Source organism: Bacillus sp. SM2101, assembly GCF_018588585.1.
GTDB lineage: Bacteria > Bacillota > Bacilli > Bacillales > SM2101 > Nanhaiella > Nanhaiella sioensis.
Genome location: NZ_JAEUFG010000019.1, coordinates 47,997 through 62,462 on the forward strand (window position 1 = coordinate 47,997; position 14,466 = coordinate 62,462).

Consider the following 14,466-nt stretch of genomic DNA (forward strand, 5'->3'; position numbering starts at 1 on the left):
CTTCTACTTTATAGGCTATTTTCGCATTAATTGTTGCTTTTCGTACTAAGAACCAAACACGTACTCAACTAGAGTTCGTGGCATCTTTTCTTTTGTACAACAATGACTAACCATGTTGAACCACTTTTTTTGGTACTAATTGGATAACAATAGCAGCAAATAAAAAGTTTACTAAAAGAGCCTTTTTATATTTCCATAACAACTCGTCCGTTAATTTTGCCCGCTTCAAGATCAGTAAATATTTCGTTAATATCTTCTAACTTAGCTTTCGTGACCGTTGTTTTCACTTTTCCATCTGCAGCAAATTGTAAAGCCTCTTGTAAGTCCTTTCTAGTCCCAACAATCGATCCTACTACACTAACAGCATTTAAAACTGTATCAAATATTGGTATTTCAATCATTTCAGGAGGTAGTCCAACTGCAACACATTTTCCACCGCGTTTTACTGCACGATAAGCTTCATCAAATGCTTTTTTTGAAACTGCTGTACAAATCGATGCTTGAACGCCACCGAACTCCCTTTGGATGTATTCTGCAGAATCTTCATCAAGTGGGTTAACCGTATCATCTGCTCCAAGCTCTTTAGCAAGATCTAATTTTTCACTAAATGTATCTACAGCCACTACTTTGAATCCCATTGCTTTAGCATATTGTACGGCTACATGTCCTAATCCACCTATACCATAGATAGCAACCCAATCACCTGGCTTAGCTTCACCAACTTTTAACGCCTTATATGTTGTCACACCGGCACAAAAAATTGGTGCAGCTTCTACGTAGCCTAAATTTTCTGGTACCTTAACTACATAATCAGCAGCTGCTAAACAATATTCTGCATATCCACCATCGATAGAATACCCTGCATTATGCTGGTTAAGACATAAGGTTTCTCTTCCTGTTAAGCAATATTCACATTGACCACAAGCTGAATATAACCAAGGTACACCTACTCTATCTCCAACGTTGAGGTGTGTAACACCTTCGCCAACCTCTACAACCTCTCCCACTCCTTCATGACCAGGGATCAATGGTAGCTTAGGCTTTACTTTCCAATCACCATGAGCTGCGTGTAAATCAGTATGGCACACACCACAAGCTTTTATTTTCACTAATATTTGTCCGTTTGAAGCCTTCGGTTTTTCAACACATTCTACCGATAACTCCTTCTTAAATTCTTTTACTACTGCTGCTTTCATCGTTTCATGATTATGGTTACAGTTACAATTTCCCATTTCACATCGCCTCCATATCAAAATCCCAATAATTTGACAATACTATTCGAAAGTTTGTGATATTATTCACAAATAAAGTGAAAAAAAATAACTCCTTACGCTATATCTTACTATATGTTATCCATTGAAAAACTTACTATTTATGACACTTATGTGAACCGTTACATACTTTATACGTAAGGGTCCGACCCTCTGCTTTGACCCCTGAATAGGGAATATAGATTCAAGTATAGATGATCCGACCCATCATGCTCTTAATTATGCTTAACCTTATTACATATACTTTCGGTGAACATTTTTTCCTTCATACGTAAATAAAATGTTTTTATTTTCGATGACTGTCTCTATATGAACTGCTCTGCCCCATAGCTGATAAATAAAAGGAAGCACTTTCTCTAAATATTTTAAATCAAGTTCGATTCCTTCATACCAGTGCTTTAAGTAAAGCTCTCCATTTTTTAAATAGTCCCCATCATTAACGGTAATGTACGGAAATCCTCCGTTTACTCGCATATTAATAAGTTGGTCACGTACATTCTCCCAGTCTTTATCAACGATTTTATAATCCTTCCCTTGCTTCTGAAACAAATACATATCCTCGCGGAAAACGAGATCCTTCGTTAAATAATTACGTAAGAAAGATATATCTGATTCTATTTCTCTTACTTCAAACATTTTTTCACGCCCTGAATGTGGTTGGGCACCGTGCTCAATCATTTCTTCTGTAGGATTATTGTAACGCTCCTCAATGTCTTCAAATATTTTTAACCCAAGATAATATGGGTTAATGCTCGTTCTTGAAGGTTGAACTACACCAGCGTTTAATTTGGCAAATTCAATTGATTCATCACTCGATAAATCTAACTCCCTTAATATGCGCTGATGCCAGAACGATGCCCAGCCTTCGTTCATGATTTTGGTCTCTAATTGTGGCCAAAAGTATAGCATTTCCTCTCGCATCATCGTTAAAATATCTCGTTGCCATTCTTCTAGCTCTCGGCTGTATTCTTCTATAAAAAGCATAATATCTTTTTCAGGGCTAGGAGGAAATTTTTTCTTCTTTTTGTTATTAAGCGGCTTATTTTTGTCCTTTTCATCCAAAGTCCATAAATCATCATAAGGTGTTCGTTGCTTCTGAATATTATCCTCTAGATTATCGTTATCATAATGCCATGCTAGCTTAGGACGCATGAGTGATGGATCGATATGTTCTTGTATAGAAAGAACCGCATCAAGAAATTTTTCTATTTCTTTCCTTCCATGAATTAATTCGTAATATTTAACCCTATCAGCTGTGGCAGCCATACTCTCAACCATATCTCTTTTTGTATTGCTAAAACGGACATTATTTTTGAAAAAGTCGCAATGCGCTAATACGTGGGCAACGATCAATTTATTTTGTATAAGTGAATTTGTATCAAGTAAAAAAGCATAACACGGATCTGAATTGATAACTAACTCATATATTTTACTTAATCCTAAGTCATAATGAATTTTCATTTTATAAAATTGCTTTCCGAAGCTCCAATGCGAAAAACGAGTTGGCATCCCATATGCTCCAAAAGTATATATAATATCTGCAGGACAAATTTCATACCGCATCGGATAAAAATCTAAGCCGAAACCCTTTGCAATTTCTGTAATTTCATCAATGGCATATTCCAATTCTTTACGTGCACCTTCATTCATTTGCCACTCACTCCCCCTGTCTCTTCTTACCAACAATGTATGAGTGTTATGACGAAATGATGAAAGCTCACCATTTAAAAATAAAAATTACTTAAATAACGAATCGAAATCGGTTAGATAGAACGTATTCAAAAAATAACGAACCTCATTAATACTGTATGGAGGAAATTAACTTTTCCGAAAAGGTAAACTATCGCACCATCTTCTGTGATACCCTTTTTTCCACTCTTTTATAATATTTATTTTTGCCTCTACATATATAAATGTTGTCCGATAAATGATGGTAATTGAGTTTCACCCTTCTTTTTAAATTATCGTCCAACATTTACAGCGAAAATTTTTTCATTAAGTAAAACATACTAATGTTAACTCCGAATAGGAGGGTGATCTCAATGAACATCGTGGATTACGATAGGGCGTTATACTATACACATCGCTCGCAGTGGGATAACTTGTTAATACTGATGGTACGAACAAAGGACCAATTTTTATCAAAAAAAATTGAACACTTCCTACATGCTTATAATTTTTCAAAAGATTATACAGCTGTTGAGAATAATCTGTACTCCCTTCTTAGATATGTTGATCATGCGATCACATCTAGTCAAGAGGACATTGAAGATTATTGGTAATAAATTTAATTATATTAACAAAAGGGTTGAGCCTTATTTTGAGCTCCACCCTTTCTATTTATTACATATATTCTGATGATTTATTTAATCGACTTCGACTATCGAAAAGAATAACATACGTGATGATAACAGTCATAGCTGCAACAAGTAATACTACAGATAATATTCCAAATGGTATGATTGCAGATGTATCTGAAATGATTCTAGTAAAAACAATAAGCAAGACAATTCTTATACCTAAACCTATTACACGAAACAAACTGTCTACACGACCAATTTTGTCATTTGGAATTAACTCCATAAGTAAAGAGTTCCTTGCTACTCGAGTACCGGCGTTCCCAAAGGCAGTAAATAGTTTCACTATATAAAACACCCATAAGTATGGAAAAATAGCTAACATGGTAATTGCTATCGAATATATACATACAGTAATTACGATAGATCGTTCATTACCTATTTTCTTTGCGAATAAAGGTATGATAATTCCAGCAACAATTGCACCAACTCCATATATCATTCCCGATGTTCCATATGCTGAAGCGTCTGCTTCTAAGACATTTGCTATATATATTGGATTCAAATAATTTGATACCATCACACCGATGAAGGGCATAAATGATGCAAGAAAGAACAAGAACAACATAGGAGATTTCTTCATATAATGATATCCTTCTGCAAGCTTATACAATAGAGAGTCATTACTTTGACCAGACTCTTGAGCTCTTTTGTATGGTATTAAATAAAACATTAGAGCTGCACCACCATAAGTCATTGCATCAAGTAATAAAATTAGCGACAAATCCACTCTACTAATAAGTATTGTAGCAATCCCTCCAGCAATTACCGTTGACAACTGCCCTTGAATTTCCATGACACCATTTAATGATTTATATTGCTCTTTAGTAAAGATTTCTTGATTAAAGGCAAACATTGTAGGATAAAACAATGAATAATAAAGCCCACCCATTGCAAATAATACAATTAACATCCATAGTTCATAATCATTGCCATTCACAATTCCATATATCGCAAATAAACTGATTATGATTGAACCAATCACTTCACCGACAATTAAAATTGCTCTTCTTGAGAGCTTATCAATCATATATCCGATATATGGGGCTAGTATAAATTGGGCAATGGTCATACAAATTGTTGCAAAACCCAATATGACTGCTCCACCTTTTTCTGTTACTAATAACCAAGGAATGGCAATCATTGTCACTCCGGTTCCAATAGAAGAAAATATATTAGCTGATAAGATTTTATATAAACGTTGATCTTGAAAAAGTGTGCTCATTCAGTCCCTCCTTTCGGTTTAGTCGTATGGAGAGAACAGATGTTAGTTCTCGTTTTTAAACAAAAATTTTTAAAATGAATTCACTTGCCCATAAGCTTTTACATATAACTGTAGTTCAGTCATTAATCCATCAACTAATTGGCTACCTTCATCAGTAAGCGCATCATTTTCTAGATCAAAGTAAACTGGGTCTAATACAAGCTGTTTAGGAATTACATTTGCGTATACCCCGCGGGCAGTCGTTCTCATATTAGTTAATGCATTCATACCACCTTTTCCGCCTCCGGCAACCGCTAATAAAGCAACTGGTTTATGACGGAAGTATTCTCCACCTAAAAAGTCTAGCGCATTTTTTAAGGCCCCACTCATCGCACTGTGGTATTCAGGTGAGCTTAACACGATTCCATCTGCATTTTTTATAGTGTTTTTAAGTTGTTGTACTGCATCAATTGTGTCCTGTTCACTCTCACCGTTATATAGTGGCAAAGTGCCATCGCTTAGATCAACTAACTGTGCTTTATATTCCTTTGAAATAAATCTTGCTGCAACCCCTGTTCTACCAGATTTTCTTGGACTTCCATTAATAACTACAATATTCATAAAATTATTCTCCTTCATTTGTTATTTTTAGACATTTTTATGATGTTGTTTTTTATTAGGCTGTTTTCGCTTAGATTGTTATTTTTTGTACTAAAAAATACAACGTATACAACTAGAATTCGTAACCTTTACTTATATAATAACGACGGCTGTTGAGTAAAACGACATCTCTATCTTCTAGTGTAGAAGCTAAGCAACAAAGTTATAAAAAGAGCCTGTTGTTATATATAGTATAACTAGCACTTCAGAAGATTAAATCAGTGTTTTTATTGAACATTCTCTACTCATATTGACTGACGAAATACAAATCATTCTACGACTATAGTCTTATAAAATTATGACAAGACGAAGCTTGTCTACTAGGTGGTATCAAATACCACGCTTTACTGCATACAGCGCCGCTTGTGTCCGATCGCTTAACTCAAGCTTTGCTAAAATGTTTGAAACATGTGTTTTGACCGTTTTTTCAGTGATGTACAAAGTTGCTGCTATTTCTTTATTACTTTTCCCATTAGCAATTTCAGAGAGAACTTCCTTCTCACGATTTGTTAATTGGTCAATCAAATTCTCTTCTTCTTGACCCCCACTTTGAACATGAGACATGACATGAGAAGTCACTTTTGGATGTAACTGACTCTCTCCACGATATACAGCTCTTATTGAATTAACTAACTCATCAGGTTCAACATCTTTCAATTGATAGCCATTTGCACCTGCTCGTAGAGCTGGAATTACATGATCTTGATCAGAGAAGCTTGTAAGCATTAATATTGCTATTTTCGGATGTTTATCTTTAATAGCTTTAGTCGCCTCAATCCCATCCATAATAGGCATAATTAAGTCCATAACGACAACATCTGGTTGATGTTCTTGTGTAAGATTAACCGCTTCTTGACCATTTGTTGCCTCAGCAACAACTTCGATGTCACTTTGTGTTTTAAGAAAAAATAATAATCCTCTCCGTACAACATGGTGATCGTCAGCTATAAGTACTTTAATTGACATTTCCTCTCCCCCTTATTATATTTTCAGTTATTGAATTAGACGTAGTCTTCCAAAATTAGATTCTCAACATAACGAGTCTTTAGATAGCTACAAAGGTACGGTCACTTCAACCTTGGTGCCTTTGCCAATCTCACTTTGAATGCCTAAGCTCCCATTCTGCATCTCAATACGTTCCTTCATACCTGCTAGTCCTAGCGAAGGCATTTCTAGTCTAGGGTTGTATTGAAAACCACAACCTTTATCTACAATCATTAGCTTTACCTGTTTTTTCGTTATTTCTAATTCAATTGTAGCGTTTTTTGTGCCTGCGTGTTTCTTAATATTATTTAAAGCTTCTTGGCCGATCCTCCATAAACATTCTTCAACATGATTCGGTAAATCTATAATCCCTTTTACATCAATACAAACCGTTAAACCTAGTACCTTACCATAATCACATAAAGCGCTACCAATACCATTCTCTAATCCTTGTGGACGCAATTGCCAAATTAAAGCACGCATTTCCTGCAATGCTTCATGCGATACTTCCTGCATATATGTAAGCATTTCTTGCACTTTCAGGTCATCTGTCATTTCCTTTGTTCCACGAGCAGTTAATTGTAAAGAAAAAAGAAGTTGATTAACTGAATCATGTAAATCTCGCGCTAGACGGTTCCGCTCATCAATAAGTGCAACTTGTTGCTCTTTTTCAACAAGCTTAATACGTTTAATTGCTGAGCCTATTTGATAAGCCACGGCTTCGAGTAAAGCTAGTTCTTCATCTGTAAAATGAGTTTTATATGGGGAAGCGATGTTAAGCAGCCCAAATTTTTCCTCACCTGCTCGTAAAGGTACTGTAGCATGATGCGTAATCCCTTCAGTGTCACCCCAGTCATATTCAATCGCATCTTCAATTCGTTTACAATTAATAATATTTGCTGCTCTTTGAAGTCGGCCATCATTATAACGATCTAAGCACCAGCACCCACCTTCACACATTGGCTTTTTCTTCTTCCACACTAAACCAGGTGGAAGATTATAATCTGCAACGAGCTGAAAATTTTCTTTCTCATCTATAAAGAATATCCATCCAGTATCGAGGCCCGTTACTTGAAGGAGCTCTTTTAAAACATCAGCCAACATGAGATACAAATCATTAGCTTGATTTAACGTTTCAGCAATTGTTTTAAGTGTATGTAATTCTTGAATTCGCTGTTCATCTGTCAATGTTCACTCACCTCATCCCCTTATAATGACTAGCTAAAGTTATTACTAATTATAGCAATGAACAACTGCTGGATCGATAGAAATTAGTCGTAAATACCCCTACTTCTTTAGTCGTAAAAAAGAAGCTCTATAAATTTGAGCCCCTCATTTACTTTTATGCTAGTTATTTCATAACATATGTGGCTAAAGCCTTTTGAATATCATAAATGTTTTTGTCTTTTTTAAATTGCTTTGAAATTGGTTGGCTTGAACCTGAGATCCATATTTTCAATTCTGAATCGATATCGAATGTACCAGCTGTTTCCACACTAAAATGAGTTACACTTTTGTATGGGATTGAATGAAATTCTGTTTTCTTCCCTGTTACTCCTTGCTTATCAATTAAAATGAGACGCTGATTTGTAAAAACAATAGAGTCTCTTATAAGCTTAAAAGCCTTTTCAACTTTTTCGTCTGTTGTAATAATCGATTTCAATTCTCTTTCTGTAGATTGTATATCGGCTTCGGAAGCATTTCCCATTATGCCGTCTAATAGTCCCATACCTCCACCCCTTTGAATGTTAATTATTTTGTCTATATTCTTTAACTGACTAATCTACTTCTTTTCCGACTGAGCTTTGCCAAACTTCGAACCACTGCTCTCTCGTCATGTGGATGTTTAGCGCATCTACTGCTTTACGTATTCTTGACACTTTTCCTGAACCGACGATTGGAATAATGTTCGCCGGATGATTTAACAGCCATGCATACATCACTTGATCAATTGAGTCTATATTTAGTTCACCTTTTATCTTATGAAGAGTTTCTCGTAATCGAACCTCTTTTTCATTTTCAGAATAAAATATTTCTCCCCCTGCTAGTGGAGACCACGCCATCGGAGGGATGTTTCTTTCTTGACATTGCTCAATACAACCATTTACAAATTGAGACAAGTTACTTACAGAAAGCTCAACTTGATTTGTAACGAGTGGAAAATTTAAATACGAGTTTAGTAAATGGAACTGAGATGGGCTAAAATTAGAGACACCAAAGTTAAGGACTTTCCCTTCCGCTTTTAATTGAGCAAAAGCTTCAGCAACTTCTGCAGGATTCATTAATGGATCGGGTCTATGTATTAATAGTAAATCAATATAATCTGTACGAAAATTACGCAGAGAATTTTCAACAGAATGAATAATATGCTTCTTGCTCGTATCATAGTATTTAATTTTATGATCAGGTCGATTTTTTGACACAAGTTTTATGCCACACTTTGTTATAATTTGTATATCCCTTCTAAGTGCTGGTTTTAATGCTAGAGCTTCTCCAAATAATGCTTCACATGTATAATCACCATAAATATCAGCGTGATCAAACGTTGTAATACCAAGTTCCTTACATTCTTCCATTAAGTGTAAAATCTCTTCTTTTTCCATATTCCATTCAGATAACCGCCATAGTCCGAGTACAATTCTCGATACTTGTAATGTTTCGCTAAGTTTTATTTTTTCCATTATGCTCAACTCCAGTTCAGTCATTTGACAACGAGAATCCCTCTACTTACCCAACGTATGCTTTCTTTGAAAACTTGCAAGAACATCGTACTCATTAGCAAGTATTTCAGGAATCCTAATAAAAACGGGGAGTAATTCTTCGTATGCTCTACTAGCCTGTAAATTCGGATGATAATGATTTGTCGTCCCGATCATTCCTTTAACAGCATTTAATGAATCAATCTCACCGCGCCCATACATACCTAAAACTACTGCTCCAAGACATGAGCTTTCATAGCTATCTGGTATACGAATTTCCACCTGAAAAACATCTGCTAATATTTGTACCCATAGGGAGGAACGTGTAAACCCTCCGGTCGCATGAATTCGTGTAGGCTTACCTATTTGTTCTTCTAAAGATAATAACACAGTGTATAAATTCATAGTTATTCCCTCTAATACTGAACGAATCATATGCTCCTTTTTATGATGGAGCCCTAAGCCAATAAAAGAACCTCGTGCATTTCCGTTCCAAAGAGGTGCCCTTTCACCACTTAAATAAGGATGAAAAATGAGACCTGCGGAACCAGGAGCAGACTTAGCTGCAATTGAGGATAATGCTTCATAAGGGTCTTGCCCACTTAGTTCATCAGCCTCCACTTCCAAATTGGCTAATTCATTTCGTACCCATTGATAAATCATACCACCGTTGTTTACAGCTCCCCCGATTACCCAGTGGTTCTCTGTTAAAGCATAACAAAAAAACCGACCTTTTGGGTCTGTAATAGGTCGATCTATAACGGTTCTAATCGCACCACTCGTACCGATTGTTAATGCAACAACACCAGGCTCAATAGCGTCTACACCAAGGTTAGATAAAACGCCATCACTAGCACCTATTACGAACGGTGTATCTGGCTGTAAACACATCATTTGGGCATAGTCTTTCTTCATACCAGTAAACGACTCGGTTGTTGAAACAATTTCAGACAATTGAGAACTAGAAATATCTAGTAACGATAACACTTCATGATCCCAATCCAGATTTTTCAAATTAAATAACCCCGTCGCAGAAGCGATAGAATAATCAATAGCGTAAATACCGAACAAGCGGAAAAAAACATATTCTTTTATAGAAATAAACTTGTATGCTTGCTGAAACAAATGTGTATGTTCCTCTTGCAACCATTTCATTTTTACTAGTGGTGACATAGGATGAATAGGCGTTCCAGTTCTGCGATAAATATCATGACCTTTATGATCACTTGTTATTGTATGTGCCCATGCTTCACTACGATTATCTGCCCATGTAATAGAACGAGTAAGTGGGTTTCCGTACTCATCTACAATGAGTAAACTATGCATTGCCGAACTAAATGACACAAACCTAATTTGAGTTGCATCTACTTTTGCTTCATTGACACATGTACGAATCGTTTGTAGTACTGCATGAAATATTTCATCAGGGTCTTGTTCAGCAGCATCCGGTGTTTCAGTGTATAATGGATATTCATAACTACTACGATAAATCACTTGCATGTTTTCATTAAATATCACTGCTTTTGTACTTGTTGTACCAATGTCTACCCCTATGGTATAAGGCTTCATTTATATACCTCCAACTAATTGTGTACTACACATCCCTCTATTATGTACCCATGTGATCATCTTTGGTTCTAAAGCTATATATGTGATTACCGCTTACAGGATTAGTTTTCATAACACATAGCGATCTAATAAATGGCCATTGTCAAATATCCAAGACTATATTCGTATCAATGGTGTTTTTTTAATACTAAGACATATGTACGTAGTGACATAATTTCTCGCGCTAATTGTAGTTTTTATTGTAAGAAATCAACACGTTCACAACTAGCATTCGTGGTTTCTTTTCATATGCAATACGATACAACCAAAATAACCTTTCATTTTAAGAAGGCTCTCTTTACATTAATTGTTGCTTTTCGTAATAGGCATTTTTCGTATAAAGTGTTGTTTATCATACTAAAAAATAAATACGTATACAACTAGATTTCGGGGCATCTTTTTTTCAGCATAGAACCTTTTAAAAAGTTAAAATCGAATAGCGCCAACATATAACTGTTCGAGTTTTTATTGAAATAACTATTTCTTCTATATGGTAAGAAGCTTGGATTTATAAAATATCCTCCAAGCTTCTCATTCATTATTATGGTGTTTTCGCATTGATTGTTGTTTTTCGTATTAAGAAATATACACGTACTCAACTAGAGTTCTTTTATACAATGATAGCTAACAATATAAAAACACTTTTAAAGATAACGATACCAACAATGTTTACGAGAAGAGCTTAAATTAACGAATGTATCATTGTCATAACAGCTTCCTTCGTTGCGGTTAATTCACCTTCAGCCTGATCGAGCGTTGCGCCTTTTACCCCAAAGTAAAACTTGACCTTAGGTTCTGTTCCAGATGGGCGTAAACAAAACCAACTACCATCCTCTAAATAATATTTTAATACGTTCGATTTAGGTAATTTAATTGTTTCTTTTTTACCTAGATGAATATTTAAACGTTCACTTGATAAGTAATCTTCTATACTAACGACGTTTTTATTAGCCACCTCTGAAGGAGGATTGCTACGGAAGCTCGCTAATAATGTTTGTATCGTTTCCGCACCAGCTTTGCCCTTCAGTGTTAATGATTCCAAACCTTCACGATAGAAGCCGTATTTCTCATAAATTTGGGTTAAGCCTTCATACAAAGTCTTACCTTGCTTTTTATAAAATGCACATATTTCAACCGCTAATAATGCTGCTTGTATCGCGTCTTTGTCACGAGCAAAATCTTTAACTAAATATCCATAGCTTTCCTCATAGCCGAATTGGAATTCATATTGCCCAGATTGCTCGTACTGCTTAATTTTTTCAGCAATAAACTTAAATCCTGTTAAGGTGTCGATAGTTTCCACACCATATGCATTTGCAATCGTTCTACCAAGCTCTGAAGTAACCACTGTTTTTAACACAACACCATTAGATGGTAGGCTCCCTTTTTCTTTACGTTGTGACAGAAGGTATTCTAATATTAGTGCTCCTGTTTGATTTCCAGTTAATAGAACATATTCGTCTTTGTCATCTTTTACGGCTATACCTAATCTATCTGCATCAGGGTCTGTTGCTATTAATATATCTGCATCAATATTTTTTCCATCTCGAATCGCTAGAGAAAAAGCACTCTTTTCTTCTGGATTTGGAGATGTTACCGTAGAAAAATCTGGGTCAGGGAGTTCCTGTTCTTCGACAACTGATACGTGACGATAGCCGAATTCTTCTAGACCTTTACGTACTAATGTATTTGCTGTGCCATGAAGAGGAGTAAACACTACCTTCACATCAACTTCATTTGATAACTGTGGATGTATTGAGATTGTAGTTAGCTGATTGATATATGCGTTGTCAATTTTTTCACCTATGATTGTGATGAGTCCTTTATCCTTTAAATCCTGTTCATCATCTACTGCTATCGCTAATTCATTATCAATCTCATTTACAAATTGAATGACTTCATCTGCTTCTTTAGGCGGTAATTGTCCACCGTCTTGCCCATATACTTTATATCCATTATATTCTGGAGGATTATGACTCGCTGTAACAACAATTCCTGAGAATGCATGCAAATAACGAACAGCGAATGATAGCTCTGGAGTAGGTCGAAGCTCTTCAAACACATACGTTTGAATACCATGCGTCGCTAAAGTTTTTGCGGCTTCCATTGCAAACTCCGGTGATTTATGACGAGAATCGTATGCGATAACTACGCCGCGTTGCTTCGCTTCATCTCCACACGAATCTATGTATCTAGCCAGCCCTTCCGATGCCTTACGGACTGTAAACAAGTTCATTCGATTTGTTCCAACACCGATTTCTCCACGCATCCCTCCTGTACCAAACTCTAAATTTTTATAAAAGCTTTCCTCTAGCTCTTTTTCATTGCTTTCTATTCGCATCAATGATTCTCTTAACTCACCATCTAAATTTGGTGATTGTTTCCACAATTCATATTTTTCATTCCAATTCACTTCTTCTACCTCCCTATTTTAACAAAGCATATCCTCTAAAAGAAAAGTACCATATTCGTACATTCCACTCAAGTGACAATCGTGTACCATTTTATTATTAGAACTTCCAACACAATTGAAAAACCGATTTCCCCTTATAATTGGAAAAATCGATTTTTTCTGTCAACTTTGATTGCTTGAAAATATAATCAAACCCTACTAATCTTAATATCTACTAAGAAACTTATTTGCTCCTAAACCAACTAAACCTGCAAGTATCAATACGATACCTATTATATAATAACCACTTGGACTAGCTTCCCCGGTTTGTGGAAGCTCTCCACCTACTACTAGGGATTGTTCAGGGTCTGGACCTGGGTTTGGTTCTGGGTTTGGATTCGGTTCTGGGCTTGGTTCTGGTTCTGGTTCTGGATTCGGTTCTGGATCTAGGTCTGGATCAGGATCAGGATCTGGGTCTGGATCTGGGTCTGGATCAGGATCTGGGTCTGGATCAGGATCTGGATCTGGATCTGGGTCTGGATCTGGATCTGGGTCTGGATCTGGATCTGGGTCTGGATCTGGATCTGGATCTGGGTCTGGATCTGGATCTGGATCTGGGTCTGGGTCTGGGTCTGGATCAGATGTTGGCGGATCTTTTGGTGGATTGTATGGTGGGGTATCATCTTCATTATCACTCTCAGCAATAAATAATAATTTTACCCCTGTACTAAGTCCTTGATATTCGTTCCCAGCACTACTATCGAACTCTACTCGAAAAGTAAGAATCTCCTCACTTAATAGTTCAAGGTGTCTATCTTCAATTCCTGTGAAGTTGTTGATGTAACCAGAATATAATTCTGTTGATTTATGAGTAACAGTCAATTTTAACTTGTCATATAAACTAGCAAGTTGATTACTTTGTAGTTCACCTTGTGCTAGAATATCCTTCTCATTATTTTCTAATTCATCATTAGATAAGGAATATTCTTCTGCATAGATTGAATAATCGAAATTAATATTCCCACTATTCCTTACTGTGAGATTCCTAGTCATCCAATCACCAGGTTTTAATTTGTTTACATTAAACAACCTTTGCTCAGAGCTAGGAATTGTGTCAATTTGAATTGTTGGTATACTTGATACTGCCTCTGTTTCTCCAAAAGGATCAAAATATATAAATAAAAGTAATAATAGGAAATAACTTCCAATTATTTTAATTAATATATTTCTTTTCATATCGAATCCTCTCATCTTATTATTTTTGAGGTGTGCTTAGCTATATTTTTTATCC

General features: G+C 35.9%; 12 protein-coding genes. 1 reads left to right on the top strand and 11 read right to left on the bottom strand.

All coding sequences use genetic code 11. The features are described 5' to 3' along the window. Positions 1-185: 185 nt before the first annotated feature. Together adhP and JM172_RS17065 are read right to left on the bottom strand one after the other, a co-directional pair. Complete coding sequence (gene adhP, locus JM172_RS17060; RefSeq protein ID WP_214483611.1) at positions 186-1,196, bottom strand: alcohol dehydrogenase AdhP; 1,011 nt, start codon at positions 1,194-1,196, stop codon at positions 186-188. Positions 1,197-1,505: 309 nt separating this feature from the next. Then, on the bottom strand, positions 1,506-2,921 hold the full coding sequence (locus JM172_RS17065) for a SpoVR family protein (protein ID WP_214483612.1): 1,416 nt from the start codon (positions 2,919-2,921) through the stop codon (positions 1,506-1,508). A 392-nt stretch (positions 2,922-3,313) separates the two neighbouring features. Here JM172_RS17065 and JM172_RS17070 point away from each other — a divergent pair, with 392 nt between their 5' ends. Continuing rightward, complete coding sequence (locus tag JM172_RS17070) at positions 3,314-3,553, top strand: YhdB family protein (RefSeq protein ID WP_214483585.1); 240 nt, start codon at positions 3,314-3,316, stop codon at positions 3,551-3,553. Positions 3,554-3,614: 61 nt separating this feature from the next. On the opposite strand, the gene JM172_RS17075 is transcribed toward JM172_RS17070, so the two are convergent. The 9 genes from JM172_RS17075 to JM172_RS17115 all read right to left on the bottom strand — a co-directional run bounded on the left by JM172_RS17075 (position 3,615) and on the right by JM172_RS17115 (position 14,411). Next, positions 3,615-4,853, bottom strand: coding sequence for an MFS transporter (locus JM172_RS17075; RefSeq protein WP_214483586.1), 1,239 nt, complete (start codon positions 4,851-4,853; stop codon positions 3,615-3,617). A 69-nt stretch (positions 4,854-4,922) separates the two neighbouring features. Continuing rightward, positions 4,923-5,453: an NADPH-dependent FMN reductase gene (locus tag JM172_RS17080; protein ID WP_214483587.1), complete on the bottom strand. Its 531-nt coding sequence runs from the start codon at positions 5,451-5,453 to the stop codon at positions 4,923-4,925. A 369-nt stretch (positions 5,454-5,822) separates the two neighbouring features. Next, positions 5,823-6,458: a response regulator gene (locus tag JM172_RS17085; protein ID WP_250886731.1), complete on the bottom strand. Its 636-nt coding sequence runs from the start codon at positions 6,456-6,458 to the stop codon at positions 5,823-5,825. Between the two features lie 87 nt (positions 6,459-6,545). After that, positions 6,546-7,664 (bottom strand): GAF domain-containing sensor histidine kinase, encoded by a 1,119-nt coding sequence (locus JM172_RS17090; RefSeq protein ID WP_250886732.1) that lies wholly within the window; start codon positions 7,662-7,664, stop codon positions 6,546-6,548. A 163-nt stretch (positions 7,665-7,827) separates the two neighbouring features. After that, entirely contained in the window at positions 7,828-8,205 is a 378-nt protein-coding gene (locus tag JM172_RS17095; protein ID WP_214483588.1) for a PH domain-containing protein, read from the bottom strand. A gap of 49 nt (positions 8,206-8,254) precedes the next feature. After that, a complete protein-coding gene (locus tag JM172_RS17100; protein ID WP_214483589.1) occupies positions 8,255-9,157 on the bottom strand; it encodes an aldo/keto reductase in 903 nt (300 codons plus the stop codon). A 42-nt stretch (positions 9,158-9,199) separates the two neighbouring features. Then, positions 9,200-10,744, bottom strand: coding sequence for a gluconokinase (gene gntK / locus JM172_RS17105; RefSeq protein WP_214483590.1), 1,545 nt, complete (start codon positions 10,742-10,744; stop codon positions 9,200-9,202). A gap of 721 nt (positions 10,745-11,465) precedes the next feature. Further along, positions 11,466-13,196: a phospho-sugar mutase gene (locus tag JM172_RS17110; RefSeq protein ID WP_214483591.1), complete on the bottom strand. Its 1,731-nt coding sequence runs from the start codon at positions 13,194-13,196 to the stop codon at positions 11,466-11,468. Between the two features lie 204 nt (positions 13,197-13,400). Beyond that, complete coding sequence (locus tag JM172_RS17115; protein WP_214483592.1) at positions 13,401-14,411, bottom strand: TasA family protein; 1,011 nt, start codon at positions 14,409-14,411, stop codon at positions 13,401-13,403. Positions 14,412-14,466: the final 55 nt, after the last annotated feature.

Excerpts from the sequence above, each read along its gene's own strand:
- adhP (WP_214483611.1), bottom strand. The coding sequence starts at position 1,196 with ATGAAAGCAGCAGTAGTAAAAGAATTTAAGAAGGAGTTATCGGTAGAA.
- JM172_RS17065 (WP_214483612.1), bottom strand. The coding sequence starts at position 2,921 with ATGAATGAAGGTGCACGTAAAGAATTGGAATATGCCATTGATGAAATT.
- JM172_RS17070 (WP_214483585.1), top strand. The coding sequence starts at position 3,314 with ATGAACATCGTGGATTACGATAGGGCGTTATACTATACACATCGCTCG.
- JM172_RS17075 (WP_214483586.1), bottom strand. The coding sequence starts at position 4,853 with ATGAGCACACTTTTTCAAGATCAACGTTTATATAAAATCTTATCAGCT.
- JM172_RS17080 (WP_214483587.1), bottom strand. The coding sequence starts at position 5,453 with ATGAATATTGTAGTTATTAATGGAAGTCCAAGAAAATCTGGTAGAACA.
- JM172_RS17085 (WP_250886731.1), bottom strand. The coding sequence starts at position 6,458 with ATGTCAATTAAAGTACTTATAGCTGACGATCACCATGTTGTACGGAGA.
- JM172_RS17095 (WP_214483588.1), bottom strand. The coding sequence starts at position 8,205 with ATGGGACTATTAGACGGCATAATGGGAAATGCTTCCGAAGCCGATATA.
- JM172_RS17100 (WP_214483589.1), bottom strand. The coding sequence starts at position 9,157 with ATGGAAAAAATAAAACTTAGCGAAACATTACAAGTATCGAGAATTGTA.
- gntK (WP_214483590.1), bottom strand. The coding sequence starts at position 10,744 with ATGAAGCCTTATACCATAGGGGTAGACATTGGTACAACAAGTACAAAA.
- JM172_RS17115 (WP_214483592.1), bottom strand. The coding sequence starts at position 14,411 with ATGAAAAGAAATATATTAATTAAAATAATTGGAAGTTATTTCCTATTA.